The sequence below is a fragment of the Nitratidesulfovibrio sp. D1 genome, assembly GCF_051133415.1.
GTDB lineage: Bacteria > Desulfobacterota > Desulfovibrionia > Desulfovibrionales > Desulfovibrionaceae > Cupidesulfovibrio.
Window position 1 is genome coordinate 207,324 of sequence record NZ_JBPGNZ010000003.1, and the last position, 18,701, is coordinate 226,024.

The following is an 18,701-nucleotide window of genomic DNA, read 5'->3' on the forward strand; positions in this document are numbered from 1 at the left end:
CGTGCTCCTTGTGGTTGCGAAATGGGGGGAAGGCATTTGCGGAGGGAAGAGTAACCGGGGAGGGGACCCTTTGGAAAGGGTCCCCCTCCCCGGACCCCGCCTTGCTGTCCTCATCCGTAATGCTCGAAGACTCGCATAACGGCTGAGGCTCCCCCCCAAACTTTTTAGTTGGGGTGGGGTCTCGGGGACGGCTTGTTAAGCGAATACCCCATAAAAAGGGGTCAAGGGGACGGTAGCCGTTATGTGAGCGCGCAGCGCGAACATTATGGATAGCGATCGCAACGCGTGTGCCCCCTTGCGGGGTGCAGGGGCAGCGCCCCTGCATTCTTGTTGATTACCCCTTGGGCGGAAAAAGGGCCACGATCTCCTCGGGGGTGATGTCCGGGTGGATGTCCAGCAGGGCGAGGGCGCGGTAGTCTTCGGGGGTATCCATGTCCAGTTTCAGGTCCGGGCGGCGCAGGGCGGGGTTGGCCGGGTCGAAGGTGCGGATGCGGTACTGGCCGGGGTTGTCCCAGATGTACGACAGGCAGTGCTCGCGGTGGGCGGGCAGGGTGGCCTTGGCGGCGATGTCGGCCAGCAGCGCGTAGGACAGAGTTTCCGCGCCCAGGCCGTCGGGGTAGGTGTTGCCGCGCGGAATGTGGTTGTAGGCGTAGTCGCAGGCTCCGGCGGCATGCTCGGTGCGCCAGAAGCGGATCAGGTCGTCGATGGCCGGTCCCCAGATCAGCGGGTTATCGGCGCAGATGCGCACCACCTGTTCCGCGCCGTGGGCGGCCCCGGCGAGGCGAAAGCGTTCCAGCACGTCGTCCTCCGGGCCACGGAACACGGCCACGCCCTGACGCGACAGATGGTATTCCAGCACGTCGTTCTCGGGCCGGTGGGAGGTGGCGACCACCACCTCGTCGATGAGTTCCGCCTTGCGGGTGCGGCGCACCACCCAGTCGATGACGGGCAGGCCGTGCAGCGAGAGCATGGTCTTGCAGGGCAGGCGGGTGGAGCCCAGACGGGCCTGGATCAGGGCGACGGTTCTCATGCGGAGTCTCCGTGCGGGGCGTCAGGCGTACAGGGCGCAGAGGGCGCACAGGGCGCACCCCCGGCCGTGCTCCCTGCGGTGGCGGTTCCTTCGCTGGCGGCCGACTGCTCGATGAGCGCGCTGCGCAGGTCGAAGTCTGGGCCGAAGGGCAATTCGTCGATGTACGACGGACGGCGCGGCGCGGCCCCGCCCTGCGCGGGGGCCAGCAGCGCGCCGATGCGCGCGACGACCCCGGCCTTGTTGCGGGTGAAGTCCAGCCGCTGCATGCGCTGGTGCAGGGCGCGGCGAAAATTCGTGTCCAGCATGCGCCTGAAGGCCCGGCGCAGCGCCCCCTCGCGGAAGGGGTGCATCACGCCGAGGTAGGCGAAGCCGTTGCGGGCGCGGGCAAAGGTGTGGCGCGCCTCGCGCTCGTGGTGGGCCATGACGATGGCGGGCACGCGCATGTGCGCCAGTTCGTACACGGTGCGCCCGGCGGAACAGATGGCGATGTCCGCCCCTTCCATCTTGCGCGACATGACGTTGGTGGCGTGGGTGAACTCGATGAGCGGCGGATGCGGCGCGGCGGGTCCGGTCAGCTTGTCCATGTGGGCCAGCTTGTCCACGTGGGCCTGCATGCCCTTGCGGTGGGCGTAGCCCGGCCCGGCCACGATGCTGATGGCGATGCCCCGCTCGCGGCACAGCGGTTCGATAACGTCCAGGGTGCGCCGGGTGAAGTCGGAATGGTCGGTGCCGCCGAAGGTGACCAGCACCCGCCGGGGCTGCGGCCGGAACTCGTTGCGCTCTCCGGCGATGAACTCGTCGCGCAGGCAGAAGTAGCGGTGGCCGTAGAGCAGGCGCGGGTCGTCGTGCTTTTCCTCGTACAGGGCGTTGACCACCAGGTCGGCGTGGGCCGCGCCGGGGCCTTCGTCCTCGAAGTTCACGGTGCGCACCCCGGCGGCCTTCAGGCGCAGCATGTAGTCCGCGCCGGTGTCCAGGATGTCGTTGACCACTAGGTCCGGCGCAAGGCGCAACACGTCCTGCGCAAGCCCGGGTGCGAGCCCGGCGGCAAGGTCGTCCGTCTGCTGGATGTAGGTGCGGTAGTCGCGCGCGGCGATGTTCTTGACCGCCAGTTCGCTGTCGCGGGTGCACAGGAAGGTGATCTTGTGGTCGGAAATCTCGTGGGCCAGCATCAGGGCGCGGAACACGTGCCCCATGCCGATGGCCGGGTAGCCCGCCACCACGAACACGATGTGCCGCCGCTCCAGCAGCTTTTCGCACAGCCACCAGTCCTGGTAGCTGTTGATCTCGATGGCCCGGTCGTTGAGAAAATAGGGCATCACGCGCGGGGTGGCCCCGGGGGCCAGCGCCGAGGCGCGCAGCATGACCAGCGCCTTGCTTTCCACGTAGACTTCGCGGTTGCCGGAGGAACGGTCGTCCTGCCCGTCGTCTTGCCCGTCCTCCGGCCCTTCGTCGGCCAGGATCGCGTCCAGGCTGCCGTCGCGCTTTTCCCATACCCGTTGGCGGATGCTCTTCACCGTCACCAGCACGTCCGCGCCCTCGTTCCGGAAGCGGGCGAAGGCGTCGTCGATGTCGTGCCCGGTCAGCAGGGGGCAACTGGCCCGGTAGATGACCAGGTACGGGTAGGCGGCGGCCAGTTCTTCCAGCACGCCGCGCAGTTCGCGCACGATGTCCAGCGAGGTGAAGCGCAGGCTGGCGTTGTAGTGATGGCGCACGCCGTTGCGCTCGCAGACCAGGGCGATTTCCTGGCTGTCGGTGACCACCACGATGTCCGCCGCCTCGGCCACGGACCGGGCCGTGTCGATGGCGCGCTGGATCAGGGTCACCCCGGCCAGCCGTTTCACCAACTGGTCGGGGATGACCGCGTTCTTCTTGATGGCGGGGATGACGATGCAGCGCCGGGTGGCGGTCATGGTGCCGCTAACCCCTGCGCAGTCCGTCGAGCACGTCTTTGGCGGCGGCAAGCATGTAGTCGAACTCCGCCCCGGTCAGCCAGTGCTGGAACGGGAAGGAGATCATGTTGTCGAAGAACGCGTCGGCGTTGGGGCAGTCCGCCGCGCCGTAGCCCAGGCGCTGGTAGAACGGGTAGCGGTTCAGCGGGTAGTACTGCACCACGCACTTCACGCCCTTGTCGTTGAACATGGCGCGGATGAACGCGTCGCGCTTGCCGTTGGTCATGCGCGCGGCCAGCAGGTGGTAGTTGTGCCGGGTGGTGTCCACGCGGTGGAACTCCAGTTCCGGGTAGTCGGCCAGCGCGTCGATGAAGCGCACGGCGCGCTCGCGCTTTTCGGCGTTGATGCGGTCGATGCGCTCCAGCTGCTTGATGCCCAGCGCGCATTCGATCTCGCCGATGCAGTAGTTGTTGGGCCACAGCATTTCGCCGTCGATCATGGGCATGTCCACGTTGCCCATGGCGGGCACCCAGTAGTCGGGCCGCTCGAAGTCGAAGCCGCAGTGCCCGTTGTGGCGCAGCATGGGCACCAGCTTCGCCAGTTCCGGGTCCTGCACCACCAGCATGCCGCCCTCGCCCAGTGTGGTCAGGTTCTTGTGCGAGTGGAAGGAGTAGATGGCGAAGTCGCCGAAGCTGCCGGACATCTTGCCGTCCACGTCCGCGCCGATGGACTGGGCCGTGTCCTCCACCACCAGGATGCCGCGCGAACGGGCCAGGTCCATGATGGCGGGCATGTCCGCCACATATCCGTACAGGTGCACCACCACGATGGCCTTGGTGCGCGGGGTCAGCACCTTTTCGATGCTTTCCGCCGTCACCACGCGGGTGCGCAGGTCGATGTCCGCCCACACTGGCTTCGCGCCCTTCTTCAGGAACGGATACGCCGACGCCGTGAAGGTGTGCGAGGGGATGACCACCTCATCGCCCGACTTGAACCGGCACAACTGCGCCGACAGTTCCAGCGCCGACACCCCGTTCATCACCGCGAAGCAGTGCTCCACGCCCAGGTATTCCGCGAACTTGCGCTGGAATTCCTGCATGTACCGGCCCTGGGTCAGGGTCTCGGCAGTGCGCATGGCCTCGGCCACAACGGCAATCTCGTCCTCCGTGTAGTAGAGGGCGCGGCCGCTGAAATTCACCTTGATATCCATCTGTACGTGCTCCTGCAACGCAGCATCAAGAGTGTGTGGGGCTCCGCCCCACGCCCCGCAAGGGGGCCGTGCCCCCTTGACCCCTTATGCCTGACCGTACCGCACTGCGTGCGTTCCGGTCAGGATACGGGCAAGGCGAGTGGGGGACGGCTAAAGTATGACGGTGCATCCGCCGTTTTGCCAGCGCAGTCGCCCCTGATGAAAAGTTTTGGGGGGAGGGGTCCGGGGAGGGAGACCTTTTTCAAAAGGTCCCCTCCCCGGTTAAAATCCTTTCCAGCCCTACATGGCCTTGAACAGCGAGATGACCTTCTCGTCGGTGAGGATCTTGCGGAAGTCGGGGCCAAGGGCGTTGACGAGGGGTTTTTCGTGCACCACGGACGAGGCCACCAGGGCCTTGAACTGGTCGTCGGAGAGGTTGGCGCACAGGCCCTTGGGCAGGTTGACGCCCTGGCGTTCGATCATCCTGGCGTACTTGGGGTAGTCTTCGGGGTAGAATTCGCCCAGCACGCTGAGGGCGTAGCAGTTGGCGATGCCGTGGTGGGTGTGCAGCACCACGGAGAGCCCGGCGGAGATGGGGTGGATGACGCCCACGTTACCGGCGCTCATGCCGCCGAGGTACGAGGCGATCATCATCTTTTCCAGGTTTTCCTCGGCCATCATGTCGTCGGAGAGAAAGATTTCCTCGCACATGTCCACGGCCTTCTGGGCCAGGGCATCGACGATGACGTTGCGGTAGCTGCCCCGCAGCGATTCGATGCAGTGCATGTAGGTGTCCATGCCGGTGTAGAAGTACTGGTCGCGCGGCACGGTGCGGGTCAGTTCCGGGTCCAGCAGCAGCTGGTCGTACATGGTGATGTCGCTGTTCATGCCCAGCTTGATGCCGCGCTTGGCGTTCAGCAGCACGCAGGTGCGCGAGCATTCGGCGCCGGTGCCGGACAGGGTGGGCACGCCGATCTTGTGCGGGGCGGGGTTCCTGACCAGGTCCCAGCCCTGGTAGTCCGCGGCCTGGCCGGGGTTGGTCAGCATGTTGGCCACGGCCTTGCCCACGTCCAGGGTGGCTCCGCCGCCGATGGCCACCACGGTGCAGGGCAGGCGGTTGTCATGGGCGCGCACGGCGGCGGTGAAGTCGTCGATCTGCCCGGTGGTGGGTTCGTTGGTGGTGTCCACGAACAGCACGAGATCGCCGTCCTTCTTGGGCAGGCGGCCTTCCAGTTCGCGCCCCCGGAAGTAGTGGTCCACGAAGAACACGGCGGGACCGGCCACGGCGGCGCGGCGCGCGTCCACGAGGTCGCCCAGTTGGGCGAAGGAACCCTTGCCGAGGATGTAGAAGGGAACGTTCTTGGTGTTGCGGTACATGGAAATCTCCTGGGGGTTGTGCGGAAGGTACGCCGCGTCGCGCATTCTAGGCGCATTCGCGGGAGCGGGCAAGATGCCCGGAAATATGGGGGACAAGCGGCTAGCCGGGGAAACGGCCCGGCGGTGCGACGTGCGTGAAGACCCGGCCGGGCGGGCCGGAGGCGCGGAGAAGGCAGGACGGTGCGGGGGTATGCATGGGGTGGCCGGCGATGCCGGGCGGGGTGTGGCCGCGTGCTGCCGGTGGGGGTGCCCGCCGGAACGGAGTGGATGGGATTCGCGACGGATGCAGCAGTAAGGATTCGGCGTGCCAAAGTCAATGGAAAAGGGGCCGGTGCGCCGCACAATGCTGGCCTTGGGCGCGCGGGTATGGCAGGGAGGTGGTGGAATGGATCATTCAACAGCCCTTGGGGAGGATGCATGAACGACGGCAACAACTCGACAATGCAGGAAAATCCGTCCGCAGCGCGCGGGTTTGCGGTGCTGGCGGCGTTGCTGGTGCTGGCGGCGCTGCTGGCCGGGTGCAGCGAAAAGCTGAAATTGCACCGGCCCGGCGCGCTGGCCACGCTGAGCGGCACGGTAACCTATCGCCAGCGCATCCTGCTGCCGCTTTCGGTGCAGGGCGAGGTGCGCCTGCTGGACGTGACCGATGGCGGCGAAGGTGTGGAACTGGCCCGCGTGGAACTGCCTGCGCCGGTGCGGGCGCCCGCGCCGTACCGCATCGATTTCGACGCCGCCCGCATCGACCAGCGCCGCAACTACGTGATCGAGGCCACCCTGTTCGAGCCCGCCACGGACGGCGGACCGGGCCGGGTGTGGTTCCGCACCCCGGCCCCGCAGTACGTGCTGACGCACGGCAACCCGGCCTACCTGGAACTGGTGCTGGAGATGGCCCGATGAGCGGGGCGGCCATGCATGGCGCGCAGGATGGCGTGGCGCGCTGCCCGTGGGCGCGCGCGCCGGAAGAGATCGCCTACCACGACGCAGAGTGGGGCGTGCCCGTGCGCGACGACCGCATCCACTTCGAATTCCTGGTGCTGGAGGCGGCGCAGGCCGGGCTTTCGTGGCTGACCATCCTGCGCAAGCGCGAAGGCTACCGCCGCCTGTTCGCGGACTTCGACCCCGCCGTGGTGGCCCGGTTCACCCCGGCCGACGTGGAACGGTTGCTGGGCGACGCATCCATCGTGCGCAACCGCCTGAAGGTGGAGGCCGCCGTGCACAACGCCCGGCTGTTCCTGGACGTGCAGGCCCGCCACGGCAGCTTCGATACGTTCGTCTGGAACTTCGTGGACGGCCGCCCGGTGCGCAACCAGTGGCGCGAACTGGCGCAGGTGCCTGCCACCACGCCGCTGTCGGACACGGTGTCCAGGGAGTTGAAGCGGCTGGGCTTCAAGTTCGTGGGGTCCACGGTCATCTACGCACATTTGCAGGCCACCGGCCTGGTCAACGATCACCTGACCAGTTGCTTCCGCCACGCCGAGGTGGCGGCGGAACGCCGGGGCTGATCCGGCAAGGGGCGGGGGAAGGCGGGGCGGCGCTTCTTGCCAGTGCAAGAATTGATGCCTATAATTATTCGTATCGTTTTTATCTATCGCAACAGCAAGGAGCTAGTGGAATCCATGATTACGCTTACCGACCGTGCCCGCACGGAACTCGATGCCTATTTCTCCGACAAGGAGCGCAGCCCCATCCGCGTCTACTTGGCCCCCGGCGGTTGCAGCGGCCCGCGCCTGGCCCTGGCCCTGGACGAGCCCGGCGAGGAGGACAAGGTGTTCGAGCCCGGCGGCTATACCTTCTGCGTCAATGACGCGCTGCTGGAGCAGTCCGGCGCCATCAACATCGACCTCGGCTCCATGGGCTTCGCCGTGACCTCCGAAGTGCAGATCGGCGGTGGCGGCGGGGGATGCAGCGGGTGCGGGAGTTCCAGCAGCTGCTGCGGCTAGGGGCCGACTGCAACCGTCCTTTTTCCCGCTGGCTTCCGACCCGAAGGGCGCGACGCGCAGCCGTAAGGCTCGCAGCTCCCCTGAAGGGCCTTGGTTCGTATGTTTGGAGTGGGTGTATGCAGTGGCATATGCCCACTCTTTCAATGCGGTGTTGAGAAATAACATTGCAGAAGAATTAAGTAAAATCCGCCAGCCGCGAACTGCGGCCGGCGGATTTTGATGCAATCAAACCTGTACTTGTGTCTGTCAGAATGTATAGCGGAGGCTTAACATGATATCATGTGCGTCGATTCGATCGATTTTGACATAGTTTCCGCCATTGTCATACTCCATTTCATGGTCGCCGGCATTGATATAGCGGTAGCCAAGGTCTACCGTCCAATGCTCAGTGACAGCATAGCCCAATCCCCCGCCAAGGCTCCAGGCGAAATTTGCAAAGTTGTCGCTGGCGTTCGTGTCTTCATTTCCCTCGACATCAGTGGCTGTGGATTTAAGTTCTCCAAATGCGCACCCCAGTCCTCCCCCGATGTAGGGGGTAAAAGCCGTTCCGGTGTCAATATCCCACCAGGCGTTGAGCATCAGGGTTTGCAGGCGAAGCGAGTTCTTCATTCTGACGGAAGTAGGCCCGGTGAAGTCCCCATAAACCGGCGAAGTGTATTGCCACGGCAAGTCGTTTTGCTGGTTGGTATCGCTGGCCTTGCCTCTCAGGGTATAATCCAGTTCAACACGCACGGGCATATTGAAACGTTTGTCGAAGTCATACCCCAAAGTCAGACCGCCAGCAGGGACACTGTCCTGAAAGTCGCCCAAACCAAAGCTTTGGTGGTTCCAGGATAAATCCCCGTATGGAGGGGGAAAGCTTTCCGACCCTCCTTTGAGGCCAAATCTGGCGTTATCAAAGCGTTCGATGCTCATCCCGAGCTTGCCGCCGACATACAGCCCTACCTGCTCATTCTCGGCAGCGTGAGCCGGGGCGACGCCCAGAATCCCAACCAAGAGGAATAGAACCAAAAGACGCTTCATGATGACTCTCCTGCGTTGCAACAAAATGAATTTGAACATCATTTTCAGCTGATATGTCATATAAAAAAGAGAGTCTTGCCCGGATTCCGGCAACGTTTAATCGCATTCCGTATCGGCCTTCACAAACATGCTGACGGTTCACGCAATACGGCAAGATCAATGAACTTTTATCATTGATTTTGATTATCATCTGCTGTAGGGGGGGTAATCGAATACGCGTGCTGGAGGAGTGGCGTGGATATGCTCGACAACGACCAGTGCCGGAAAAACGAACCCGTTGCGCAGGGCCGCGTGGATCTGATTGAGATTTGTGTGGACGCCTGCACGAGTCTCTCCACAACCCTGCGGAATATACCGCCGCTTTCCGCCGCACGTGAATCCGTTGCAAGCTTTGTCGCCCGCGCGGGCGATTTCAAGGTGCAAAACAGCGTTTTTGAACCCCTGAAGGGAATATTCCTTACTGTGTGCAGTGGTGGACCCATTCCACCCCATAGTGCGCTTCCAGATTTTTTTTGTGATCAGCCGTGTTCGATTTTCATGCTTTTTTTGAAAGGACGCTGCACCATGGAAGTGGCGGGGAACGAAGAGCTTCATTTCGTGATGAAAGAAAACGATTTCATCGCCGGAGATTGGTATGGTCAGCACACCAAGGGACACATAACAGCTCCGAAAGCGTGGAGCCATGTTTCCCTCATGGTGACGGAAGACGCGGCCAAGGAACATTTCGGGCTGCGTTTTGCAGAAAGCATGGCGCGTATTCTGCATTTCCGCGAAGACGGCACACGGCGCAGCATTCCCGTCCTGGCGGGGTGCGGCTCTCCTGATCTTGTCAGCATTGGGCGTCGTCTCGTGAGTATGCGTAAAGACGATCCGTTAAATGCCATGGAACTGCGGTCCGCCTCTCTTGATTTTTTCGCCAGGATATTAAGTAACGCCGAATTGTCGCAAAGATCGCAGGCAGCTGTTCTGTCCGAACATGACGTGCGCATCCTGACGCGTCTAAAAAAACGCATTGAAAATGAATTTCTTGAAAAAACAAGTGTCAAAGATCTGTGCGCATCTGTTGGAATGAGCGAATCAAAGGCCAACAGGGCATTCAAACAATTATTTAACGTTACCATCGCCGGTTTTTTGCATAATTGCAGGCTGCAATATGCCCATGCCATGCTTAGCGAGCGCAAGCGCAATGTCAGCGAATGTGCCTTTGAGATTGGCTATGCCAGCATCAGCCACTTCATAACCGCCTACCGCAAACAGTACGGGCAAACACCCGGCAATGTCTTCCGGCGGGCTCCCTGACGGTTGAGGCGCGTTGCGGAAAAAAATCCCGGTTTGCAGCTTTGGTTTTTCCACGCTGCCGGAGCACGAAAATCCCGTCGCGCCGCCCGCGCGGGATCACGCCTGTTTCCGCCCTGGCATGAAGAACATGCACGGGGCCGGATGTGACATCCGGCCCCGTGTTGTTTTTGGGGAAACAGCGGGGAGACGCGGCGGGACCGGGGGTGTTTCCGCCCTTGCGCCCCGCGCCGCAGGGGAGTAGGTAACCGCCCTTGCGGGCGTGCGCGGGCGCGCCGCCCGGCAGGATCGTCACTGCATCGGACCATCACAGCATCGCCGCGACCACGCGACAGAAGGGACATTCGTCATGCGCAGCATCGCCGTGTATTGCGGCTCCAATTTCGGAAGGGGCGACGGCTACCTGAAGGCCGCCGTGTCCCTGGGGCAGACCCTGGCGGCCCAGTCCATCCGCCTGGTTTACGGCGGCACCACCAAGGGGCTCATGGGCGTGGTGGCGGACGCGGCCCTGCGCGCCGGGGGCGAGGTGCACGGCGTGATCACCGAGAAGCTGGTGGAGCGCGGCCAACTGCACGAAGGGCTGACCAGCCACGACGTGGTGCCCGACATGCGCAGCCGCAAGGCCCGCATGGCCCAGCTGGCCGAGGGCTTCGTGGCCATGCCCGGCGGCATCGGCACGCTGGAGGAATTGTTCGAGATATGGGTGGAAGGCCAGCTCTATCCGCCCGCGCGGCCCATCGGCCTGTTGGACGTGGGCGGTTTCTACGGGCCGTTCTTCGGCATGATCGACCACATGATCGAGGAGCGCTTCCTGCCCCAGGGGCACAAGGCCATGGTCATGGCCCATGCGGACCCGGCCCGGCTGGTGGCCGCCATGCGCGCGTACACCCCGGTTACCGTGGAGAAGTGGGGATTGTAGCCCCCGGCGCTTTCGCGTCCGGTCCGTGCTCCGTATCCGTTGTCGCCGGGCCGTCCTCAGCGGCAGTGGGCCATGGCGCGCAGCAGTTCCTCGCGGCCCGCGTTCAGGGGCGGTTCGAATTCCACGCCCATTTCGTTCCCCCGGTACCAGCGGGTGTGATAGGGGATGTTCTGCAAGTGGCCCGGCTCGCTCACCGTGGCGTGCAGGTACATGCCCTTGCTCGCGCCGCCCAGGTCCGCGCCGCCGCCGTACACCAGCAGGCGCGCGCCCCCGGTGCTCACGTCCAGCAGCCGCGCCTTGTATTCGTGCTCGCCGTAGCGGATGCGGCACGGGTAGTCGTATTCGTCGGCCGCCAGATTGATGCGGAAATGCTCCCTGCGGTCTTCCCTGAGGTCGTTCATGACGTTCCCTCCGTGCTGGCGGCCCGTCGCCGCGGGATGCGGCGCGCCTGCGCGCGTGACGGCATGCGGGCCGGATGCGTGCGTAGAATGGCTGGCGGCGGGCGGAAGACGCGGGCCGGAAAGGAGCCGGAGAGGACGCAGGAAGAAGGACGCGCGGGGCCACCCTACAGCCCTATGGTATGACGTGTCGCCCGCGCGGGCAATGGTGCGGACGCCGTCGGAGGCGCGGCGGGCGCAGGTTATCATGCCCCGGACGCAACCTCCCGTACCGTCTGGCCGCGCCGCCTCCGGCCCGCGTCTGGCCGCACCGTCTGGCCGCGCCGTCTGGCGGGGCTGCGGACGCGCACGGTGCAAGGGGGGCGGAAACGAAGCCGGGCCGCCGGTTTCCCGGCGGCCCGAAATGGAGCCCTTGAGCAGGATTGAACTGCTGACCTCGTCCTTACCAAGGACGCACTCTACCGACTGAGCTACAAGGGCATGATGGTCGGGGCATGCTGTCCGCACGGCTTGCGCCGCATGGCCGCACGGGCACGAAAGGCCCGTTGCGCGCGGCGGACGGTTGACTAGCCTGTTTCGCCCCCGGCGTCAAGCCGCGCGGCAGCGCTGCCGTGCCGCAGCAACGCGCCGTCGCGGCCTTGTACTGTTCGTTCGATCAATCCATATTTGTCGGCTTGACCTGCCGCGCGGACTGCGGCATACAGTCCGGTACCCATGGTCTTCCAGGTTTTCTTCGCATCTCCAACGCAAGGACGATAGCCCCATGCGCCGCACCGCAGCCACCGCACTTCCGAACGCCACCGGCCTACTGGCCCCGGTATTCGTAGCGGTCGTCGTACGCGTAGTACGTCGCGTCGCGCCGTAGCCGGGGCAGGTCTCAGCAGCAGAGAACAGTCCAACCCCCGTCGGCGCGAGCCGGCGGGGGTTGTCGTTTTTCCGCGACGCGGCGGAAATGGCGCACCCTCTCCCGGCTCCGCCCGGACCACAGGAGGAGCGCACATGCCAGCCCACACCCCGTCCAGCAACGCGCCCGGTATCACACCGGGCACCACACCGGGCATCGCCCCCGGCGCCGCATCCGACGCCGCACCCACTCCCCGGAAACGCCAGCCCAACGGCGCGGACCTGGTCATCCGCCTGCTGGAGCGGCAGGGCGTCGACGTCGTCGCGGGCATTCCCGGCGGGGCCAACCTGCCCCTGTACGACGCCCTTGGCCGCGCGGATTCCATCCGCCACGTGCTGGCCCGGCACGAGCAGGGCGCGGGCTTCATGGCCCAGGGCATGGCCCGCGTTACCGGGCGGCCCGCCGTGTTCTTCGCCACGTCCGGCCCCGGCGCCACCAACACCCTGACGGCCATCGCCGACGCCAAGCTCGACTCCGTGCCCGTGGTGTGCGTCACCGGGCAGGTGCCGCTGGGTCTCGTCGGCTCGGACGCCTTCCAGGAGGTGGACATCTACGGCATGTCCATCCCCGTGACCAAGCACAATTTCCTGGTACGCTCGGTGGACGAACTGGCCGAGGTGATTCCCGCCGCCTTCCGTATCGCCGCGTCCGGTCGCCCCGGCCCGGTGCTGGTGGACATTCCCAAGAACGTGCAGATGGCCCCGGTGGACCCGGCCGTGTTCGACAACCCGCCGCAGCCGGGCCAGCCTGCCGCGCCCCCCGCGCCCGACCCGGCCGCCATATCCCGCGCGGCGGCGCTGCTCAACGCGGCGAGACGTCCCATGCTCTACCTGGGCGGCGGGGTGGTGGCCTCCGGCGCGTCGGACATGGCCGTGCAACTGGCCGAACGGGCCGGGCTGCCCACGGTGATGACCCTGATGGCCCTCGGCGCCATGCCCGCCGGGCATCCCCTGTCCCTCGGCATGCTGGGCATGCACGCCGCGCGGCACACCAACCTGCTGCTGGCCGAATGCGACGTGCTGCTGGTGGCCGGGGCCCGCTTCGACGACCGGGCCGTGGGCAAGGCAGAGCGCTTCTGCCCCCAGGCCACCATCGTGCACATCGACATCGACGAGAGCGAACTGGACAAGATCCTGCCGGTGCACTGCGGCATCACCGGCGACGTGGGGCTGGCCCTGGCCGAACTGCTGCCCCTGCTGCGCCACCGCGCGGAGACCGGGCGCGAGGCGTGGCTGACCCGGGTGGAGGAATGCCGCCGCCGCCACCCCTTCGTCATGCCCGGCGCGGACGACCCGCGCACCCCGTACGGCCTGATCCGCTGCGCCGCCGACGCCGTGGACCACGACGCCATCGTGGCCACCGACGTGGGCCAGCACCAGATGCGCACGGCCCAGGCCTATCCCCTGCGCGGCCCGCGCCGCTGGCTGACCTCGGGCGGGCTGGGCACCATGGGCTTCGGCCTGCCCGCGGCCATCGGCGCGGCGCTGGCCCGGCCCGAGGCCACGGTGCTGTGCTTCACCGGCGACGGCAGCCTGCAAATGAACATCCAGGAACTGGCCACCGCCGCCGAGGAAGGGGTGAACGTCAAGATCCTGCTGGCCGACAACAACGCCCTGGGCCTGGTGCGCCAGCAGCAGGAACTGTTCTACGAGGGGCGGCTGGTGGCCAGCGCGTACCGGCGCAAGGTGGATTTCGCGCGTATCGCCGAAGGGTTCGGCGTGCCCGCCGTGGACCTGGACGCCAGCGAACACCCCCTGCGCGACCTGGCCGACGCCCTGCGCGCCCCCGGCCCGTGCCTGATCCGGGTCACCGTGCCCGCCGAGGCCAACGTGTACCCCATGGTGCCCCCCGGCGCGGACAATCTGCAAATGATCGGGGGCGAGCCGGAAACGGACGCCGCCATGCAGGAAGATGACAATGATTGCGACGCCCATGTCGACGCCACCGGAGGCCGCCATGCCCACGCCTGATATCGCCCGGCCCGGCCAGCCCGCCGGCGCCGCCCCGTCTGCCCGGCCGCTGGTGGCCCTGCGCCTGACCGTGAACAACCACCCCGGCGTCATGTCGCACGTGTGCGGGCTGTTCGCCCGGCGGGCGTTCAACGTCGAGGCCATCCTGTGCACGCCGGTGAACGGCGGCCAGGTGAGCCGCATCTGGCTGCTGGTGGCCGAGGACGAACGGCTGGAACAGATGGTGCGCCAGGTGCGCAAGCTGCACGACGTACTGGACGTGCGCCGCCGCCCCGCCGGGGGCGAGGCGTTCGCCCGGCTGGCCGACTGCATGGCCGCCTGGGAACGCGAGACCGCCGGGTAGCCGCGCCGTCCCCTCCGGGAAATGACGCGTCCCGCCGGGGCGAACGCCCCGGCGGGACGCGGAAAGGCGTCTCGTTCCCGGTGCCGCGAGGGAAGCCCTACCCCTCTTCGCGCATCTTGCGGATCAACTCCTGCAACACGTGCGACTGCTGGGCCAGGTCGGCCACGGCCGAGGCGGACTGGCGCATCACCTCGGCCGATTCCGCCGAAACCCGGCTGATGTCCTCGATGGACCGGTTGATCTCCTCGCTGGCGGCGGACTGCTCCTCGCTGGCCGTGGCGATGGACCGCACCTGGTCGGACACCGAGGCGGCCAGGTTCACGATGCCCCCCAGCGATTCGCCCGATTCGGTGGCCAGGCGGGTCACCTCCTGCACGTGGCGCACCGTCTCCTCCACGTGGCCCACGTTGCGGCGGGTGCCGCCCTGGATGCCCGAGATGGCCTGCCCCACCTCCCTGGTGGCCAGCATGGTCTTTTCGGCCAGCTTGCGCACCTCGTCGGCGACCACGGCGAAGCCGCGCCCGGCATCCCCGGCGCGGGCCGCCTCGATGGCGGCGTTCAGCGCCAGCAGGTTGGTCTGGTCGGCGATGTCGTTGATCACGGTCATCACCCGGCCGATGTCCTCGGCCTGGCGGCCCAGTTCGGCCATGTCGTCCTTGAGCTGGTCGGCGGTCTGCTGCACCTGCCCGATGCCCGCCACCACCTGGCGCACCACGTCCTGGCCGTTCACGGCCTTGTCGCGCGCGCTTTCCGCCGCGCCCGCGGCTTCACCGGCGCTGCGCGCCACCTCGAGCACCGTGGCGTTCATCTGCTCCATGGCCGTGGCGGTCTCGGACACGCGCTGCATCTGGTGTTCCGCGCCCCGGCTGGCCTGTTCGATCTGCGCGGCCAGTTCCTCGGAGGCGGAGCCGAGCACGCCGGTGACGCCGGTCAGGGTGTCCGCCGCCTGCAACAACCCTTCGCGCCTGGCCGATTCCGCATGGCGGCGGGCCGTCTCCGCTTCCGCCGAGGCCAGCCGGGCCCGCTCCGATTCCTCGCGGGCCTCCGCCGAACGGGCGTCGGCCTCGCCGATCTTGTCCCTCAGCGCGGCCACCATGCGGCACAGGCATTCGGTCAGCACGCCCACCTCGTCGCGGGCGTCCACGGTCAGACATTCCTCCAGCGCCCCGCGTGAGACGGCCTCGGAATAGGCCACGGTGCGCTTCAGCGGCACGGTGACCGACCGGGTGATGGCGATGGAGAACCCGGCCAGCACCAGCAGCGCGAGGATGGTGGCCCCCGCCAGCCGGTACATGGTGTCGCCGTAGCTGGCGTCGGCCTCGGCGTTGTCTTCCCTGGCGGCCTGCTCGATGATTTCGGTCAGCTGGTTGATGACCTCGCGCATGGCCTCGAACTTCACGCCCACCTCGCCCAGCGAGGCAAGGGCGGCCCTCTGGCGGGCCGCCGGGTCGCCGGAAAGAGCGGCGTCCACCACCGCGCGCGAAAGGGGCATCCACGTGGTGCGGGCCGCGTCGTACTGCGGAACGAGCGGCCTGGCCGCGTCGTCGAGGGGCAGGTTCTTGTACTTGTTCCAGCGCTCGTCCGACTGCCGCAGGTTGTCCTCGTATTCCTTCTTCAGCCTGTCGATGGCCTTCCTGTCCGCGGGGTCCGCGAACAGCAGCGACCGTTCCGCCACCAGCAGCTGTTGCAGGTCGCGGTCGGCCTGTATCAGGTAGTTCAGACTCGGCAGGCGGATGTTGGAGACGTCCTTCAGGTTCTGCTGGATGATCCGCGCACCCATCCAGCCTGCCGTGCCCGCGGCGCCGATGAAGAAGAACGCCAGCAGCGAGAGGACGACAAGACGGGTGGTGATGCCGAACTGGCGGAGAAATTTCATGGTGGCCCTCGCATGTTGCGGAGTGATGAGGTTCCCCGCAAGCCTAGCACGGAATCCGGGACCGCAGGCAAGTATAAACAACAGGGATTGACGAACCAAAGAGCGCATGCCGCATGCGCCTGCGCGCAGGCCCTTGCGGTCCCGTCCGTACCGGCCATCTTGAACGGCAAGGCGAAGTGTGGTGCAATGCGCGACCCCATACCCCCAGCGGAGGACCCATGCGCTGCCGTAGCATCCTCGTCTGCCTGCTCCTGCTGTCCTGTCTGCCGCTTGCCGGCTGCATGAAGAAACTGCGGGTGGACCCCGTGCCCGAGCCCGACCTGCAATCCTTCGAACTGGGCGCCAAGATCCGGGCCATCTCCATACAGAAGCTGACCCAGAAGTCGCGCCGGGGTGAGGTGACCACCACGGTGGCCTACGACACTTTTTGCGTTCCGCAGAAAGTGGGGGCGTCCGACGGGGTGCGCTACGATTTGCGGGACGATGAACTGCTGGAAGTCTTCAATGACGAGGCCACCAACAATGGCTTCAGGGTGACCGGCAACCCGCGCACCCTGTTCGATGATCCCGGCCGTTCGCGCGCCGAACTGTGGATAGGGGGGAATATCTCCGAACTGCGCCGGAACATCTGCTTTCCCCTGGCGGATTGGGGCAATCCCCTGCCCAGCAAGGGCGAGGCCAACATGGTGGTGGACTGGGAGGTCTATTCGACGGTGGACCGCCAGGTGGTGCTGCGCCGTACCACCACCGGGTACGGCAAGCTGGATTCGGCCATGGACGGCGGCTCCGCCGAAGTGCTGCGCATCACCTTTGCCCACGCGGCGCGGGGTCTGCTGGCGGACGAAGAGTTCCGCAAGCTGGTCGCCATGCCCGACGGCTCGGCGTATATGACGCCGCAACTGACGCAGGGGCAGGAGGCTGCCCGGCCCATGCTGGCCGACGTGCGCGTGCAGGTGGCCGGGCCGGACACGCCGCGCGTGCCGCTGGACAGCGTGCGCAACTCCGCCGTGCTGGTGCAGGTGGGGGGCGGGCATGGCTCGGGCTTCGTCATCACCGGCGACGGCTACATGCTGACCAACTACCACGTGGTGGAAGAGGCGGAACGGGTGCGGGTGCGCTTCCAGAACGGAGCTTCGGTGGTGGTCCGGGTGGTGGCGCGCGACCAGCGCCGCGACGTGGCCCTGCTGAAGGCCGACATGGAAGGGTTGCGGCCTCTGTACCTGCAACTGACGGACGTGGCCACCGGGGACGAGGTGTTTCCCGTGGGCGCGCCGGGGGACGAGTTTTTTCAGGGGTCAATATCTCGCGGGATAGCAAGTGGATACCGAATGTATACGCAGGGAAGGCTGCTGCAAAGCGATGCATATATTTTTGGTGGCAACAGTGGTGGGCCTGTTGTGGACAAGAATGGGCACCTTGTGGGGCTTAGCGTATCCACCGGACTTTCCAATTCCGGCGAGGACATGGATGTGACCAATATCATCCCCATCGCCGACGCCCTGAAAAAGCTGGGCATTCCCACCACGCCCTGATGCGGGGCCGCGCGGGCCGTCGGCGTGAAGGGGGGCACATCATCCCTGCCCCGCATCCATTGCCATACCGATACAGCGACTAGGCGGAGCCTGTATTTTATAGGTAGGGTGATAGGGAGGGGCATGGTGGTGGATGACGAACAGGCTGAAATGATTCCATAAAGCAATGCGCCACGTACTTGTGTGCTCGGCGTGGCACATTGACACATTCTTCATGGTGGGTCACTCCTGTACATATATGAAAGCCAAACCCGTTGCGAAGCGGGGACGGAAAGCCACGGATCTCGCGCAGAGACAGCCGGGTTGCCTGTATCGGAGAGCAGTGCGTCCGCGCGGCCCGTGGCAATGATCCCTTGGGGGGGATATGCTGGCGGGCGTTTTCGTTCTGGTCATCGACCGCAATCCCATGTCCGCGTTCATGTGCGAGTGGGAACTGCGCAAGCGCGGCGCGGAAGCCTTCGTGGTGCGCGGGGTGGAGGACGCCCTGCCCGCGTTGGACACGCACCGCTTCGATTTCGCACTGGTGGACGTGGCCGCCATAGAGAACGATGCGGACCGCGCTACCCTGCACGACAGTCTCACCAGAAACGGTGTGCCTTCCCTGCTGATGACGCGTCGCTGCCAGCCCGGCCCCGACCACCATGCATCCGCCTGCGTCTTGCAGGACAGCCTGCGCCTTGCCGCGGAATCGGTAAGCTGCATCGCCTACTGCGTGCTGAACATGGGCAAGCAGGTCACCGCCCGCTTCAGCTGATCCGGCTCCACCCTGGCCCCCCCCGCCCCATCCCGCCCCATTTCGCTGCGTGCCTGCCATTCCGGCCGGTCCGTCCCTTCCTTGTCCGGCCGGTCTCTCCGTCCTGCCCGCATGTTAAAATTTTTCTAGACTTATTGCCGGGCGGGGCCGCTCCGGGGTATTGCACAGGCATTGCCGCGGCGTCCCGTCGTACCGGCCCCGCCGTGTCTGCCCCGTCCTGTCTGCCCTGTTCTGGGCATCACGTGCGGGGCATCACGTGCG

The 18,701-nt window shown here is 65.9% G+C and carries 16 protein-coding genes, 1 tRNA gene and 1 riboswitch; of the genes, 9 read left to right on the forward strand and 8 right to left on the reverse strand.

Annotation, left to right across the window (positions count from 1 at the left end; all coding sequences use genetic code 11):
- Positions 1-334: 334 nt before the first annotated feature.
- The 4 genes from ACR4XJ_RS06620 to ACR4XJ_RS06635 all read right to left on the reverse strand — a co-directional run bounded on the left by ACR4XJ_RS06620 (position 335) and on the right by ACR4XJ_RS06635 (position 5,485).
- Positions 335-1,030, reverse strand: a complete 696-nt coding sequence (locus ACR4XJ_RS06620) for a cytidylyltransferase domain-containing protein (RefSeq protein ID WP_434754477.1) — start codon at positions 1,028-1,030, stop codon at positions 335-337.
- Positions 1,027-2,940: a cytidylyltransferase domain-containing protein gene (locus ACR4XJ_RS06625; RefSeq protein WP_434754478.1), complete on the reverse strand. Its 1,914-nt coding sequence runs from the start codon at positions 2,938-2,940 to the stop codon at positions 1,027-1,029. Before ACR4XJ_RS06625 ends, ACR4XJ_RS06620 begins: the two co-directional genes overlap by 4 nt.
- 7 nt (positions 2,941-2,947) lie before the next feature.
- Positions 2,948-4,129 (reverse strand): DegT/DnrJ/EryC1/StrS family aminotransferase, encoded by a 1,182-nt coding sequence (locus ACR4XJ_RS06630; protein WP_434754479.1) that lies wholly within the window; start codon positions 4,127-4,129, stop codon positions 2,948-2,950.
- Positions 4,130-4,408: 279 nt separating this feature from the next.
- A complete protein-coding gene (locus tag ACR4XJ_RS06635; protein WP_434754480.1) occupies positions 4,409-5,485 on the reverse strand; it encodes an iron-containing alcohol dehydrogenase family protein in 1,077 nt (358 codons plus the stop codon).
- Positions 5,486-5,902: 417 nt separating this feature from the next.
- On the opposite strand from ACR4XJ_RS06635, the gene ACR4XJ_RS06640 reads away from it, so the two are divergent.
- The 3 genes from ACR4XJ_RS06640 to ACR4XJ_RS06650 all read left to right on the forward strand — a co-directional run bounded on the left by ACR4XJ_RS06640 (position 5,903) and on the right by ACR4XJ_RS06650 (position 7,425).
- Positions 5,903-6,382 (forward strand): YbaY family lipoprotein, encoded by a 480-nt coding sequence (locus tag ACR4XJ_RS06640; protein WP_434754481.1) that lies wholly within the window; start codon positions 5,903-5,905, stop codon positions 6,380-6,382.
- A complete protein-coding gene (locus tag ACR4XJ_RS06645; protein ID WP_434754482.1) occupies positions 6,379-6,987 on the forward strand; it encodes a DNA-3-methyladenine glycosylase I in 609 nt (202 codons plus the stop codon). Before ACR4XJ_RS06640 ends, ACR4XJ_RS06645 begins: the two co-directional genes overlap by 4 nt.
- A gap of 114 nt (positions 6,988-7,101) precedes the next feature.
- Positions 7,102-7,425: an IscA/HesB family protein gene (locus ACR4XJ_RS06650; RefSeq protein ID WP_333507151.1), complete on the forward strand. Its 324-nt coding sequence runs from the start codon at positions 7,102-7,104 to the stop codon at positions 7,423-7,425.
- Positions 7,426-7,671: 246 nt separating this feature from the next.
- Here the strand turns inward: ACR4XJ_RS06650 and ACR4XJ_RS06655 are convergent, their stop codons facing one another.
- The gene (locus ACR4XJ_RS06655) at positions 7,672-8,448 is read right to left on the reverse strand and encodes an outer membrane protein (RefSeq protein WP_434754483.1); all 777 of its coding nucleotides are present in this window, start codon (positions 8,446-8,448) and stop codon (positions 7,672-7,674) included.
- A 240-nt stretch (positions 8,449-8,688) separates the two neighbouring features.
- Here ACR4XJ_RS06655 and ACR4XJ_RS06660 point away from each other — a divergent pair, with 240 nt between their 5' ends.
- Entirely contained in the window at positions 8,689-9,747 is a 1,059-nt protein-coding gene (locus tag ACR4XJ_RS06660) for a helix-turn-helix domain-containing protein (RefSeq protein WP_434754484.1), read from the forward strand.
- Between the two features lie 346 nt (positions 9,748-10,093).
- A complete protein-coding gene (locus tag ACR4XJ_RS06665) occupies positions 10,094-10,663 on the forward strand; it encodes a TIGR00730 family Rossman fold protein (protein ID WP_434754485.1) in 570 nt (189 codons plus the stop codon).
- 56 nt (positions 10,664-10,719) lie between these two features.
- On the opposite strand, the gene ACR4XJ_RS06670 is transcribed toward ACR4XJ_RS06665, so the two are convergent.
- Together ACR4XJ_RS06670 and ACR4XJ_RS06675 are read right to left on the reverse strand one after the other, a co-directional pair.
- On the reverse strand, positions 10,720-11,064 hold the full coding sequence (locus tag ACR4XJ_RS06670) for a PilZ domain-containing protein (protein WP_434754486.1): 345 nt from the start codon (positions 11,062-11,064) through the stop codon (positions 10,720-10,722).
- A gap of 401 nt (positions 11,065-11,465) precedes the next feature.
- A tRNA-Thr gene (locus ACR4XJ_RS06675) sits at positions 11,466-11,541 on the reverse strand.
- 519 nt (positions 11,542-12,060) lie between these two features.
- Here ACR4XJ_RS06675 and ilvB point away from each other — a divergent pair.
- Entirely contained in the window at positions 12,061-13,935 is a 1,875-nt protein-coding gene (ilvB, locus tag ACR4XJ_RS06680) for an acetolactate synthase large subunit (protein WP_434754487.1), read from the forward strand.
- Positions 13,922-14,278 carry an acetolactate synthase small subunit gene (ilvN, locus tag ACR4XJ_RS06685; protein ID WP_434754488.1) on the forward strand — a complete coding sequence of 119 codons (357 nt, stop codon included), beginning with the start codon at positions 13,922-13,924 and terminating at the stop codon, positions 14,276-14,278. Before ilvB ends, ilvN begins: the two co-directional genes overlap by 14 nt.
- A 97-nt stretch (positions 14,279-14,375) precedes the next feature.
- Here the strand turns inward: ilvN and ACR4XJ_RS06690 are convergent, their stop codons facing one another.
- Complete coding sequence (locus ACR4XJ_RS06690) at positions 14,376-16,154, reverse strand: methyl-accepting chemotaxis protein (protein WP_434754489.1); 1,779 nt, start codon at positions 16,152-16,154, stop codon at positions 14,376-14,378.
- A gap of 218 nt (positions 16,155-16,372) precedes the next feature.
- Here ACR4XJ_RS06690 and ACR4XJ_RS06695 point away from each other — a divergent pair, with 218 nt between their 5' ends.
- Both ACR4XJ_RS06695 and ACR4XJ_RS06700 read left to right on the forward strand, forming a co-directional pair.
- The gene (locus ACR4XJ_RS06695) at positions 16,373-17,686 is read left to right on the forward strand and encodes a S1C family serine protease (RefSeq protein ID WP_434754490.1); all 1,314 of its coding nucleotides are present in this window, start codon (positions 16,373-16,375) and stop codon (positions 17,684-17,686) included.
- Positions 17,687-17,920: 234 nt separating this feature from the next.
- A riboswitch (cyclic di-GMP riboswitch) is annotated at positions 17,921-17,997 on the forward strand.
- 53 nt (positions 17,998-18,050) lie between these two features.
- Positions 18,051-18,440 carry a hypothetical protein gene (locus ACR4XJ_RS06700; protein ID WP_434754491.1) on the forward strand — a complete coding sequence of 130 codons (390 nt, stop codon included), beginning with the start codon at positions 18,051-18,053 and terminating at the stop codon, positions 18,438-18,440.
- Positions 18,441-18,701 lie beyond the last annotated feature (261 nt).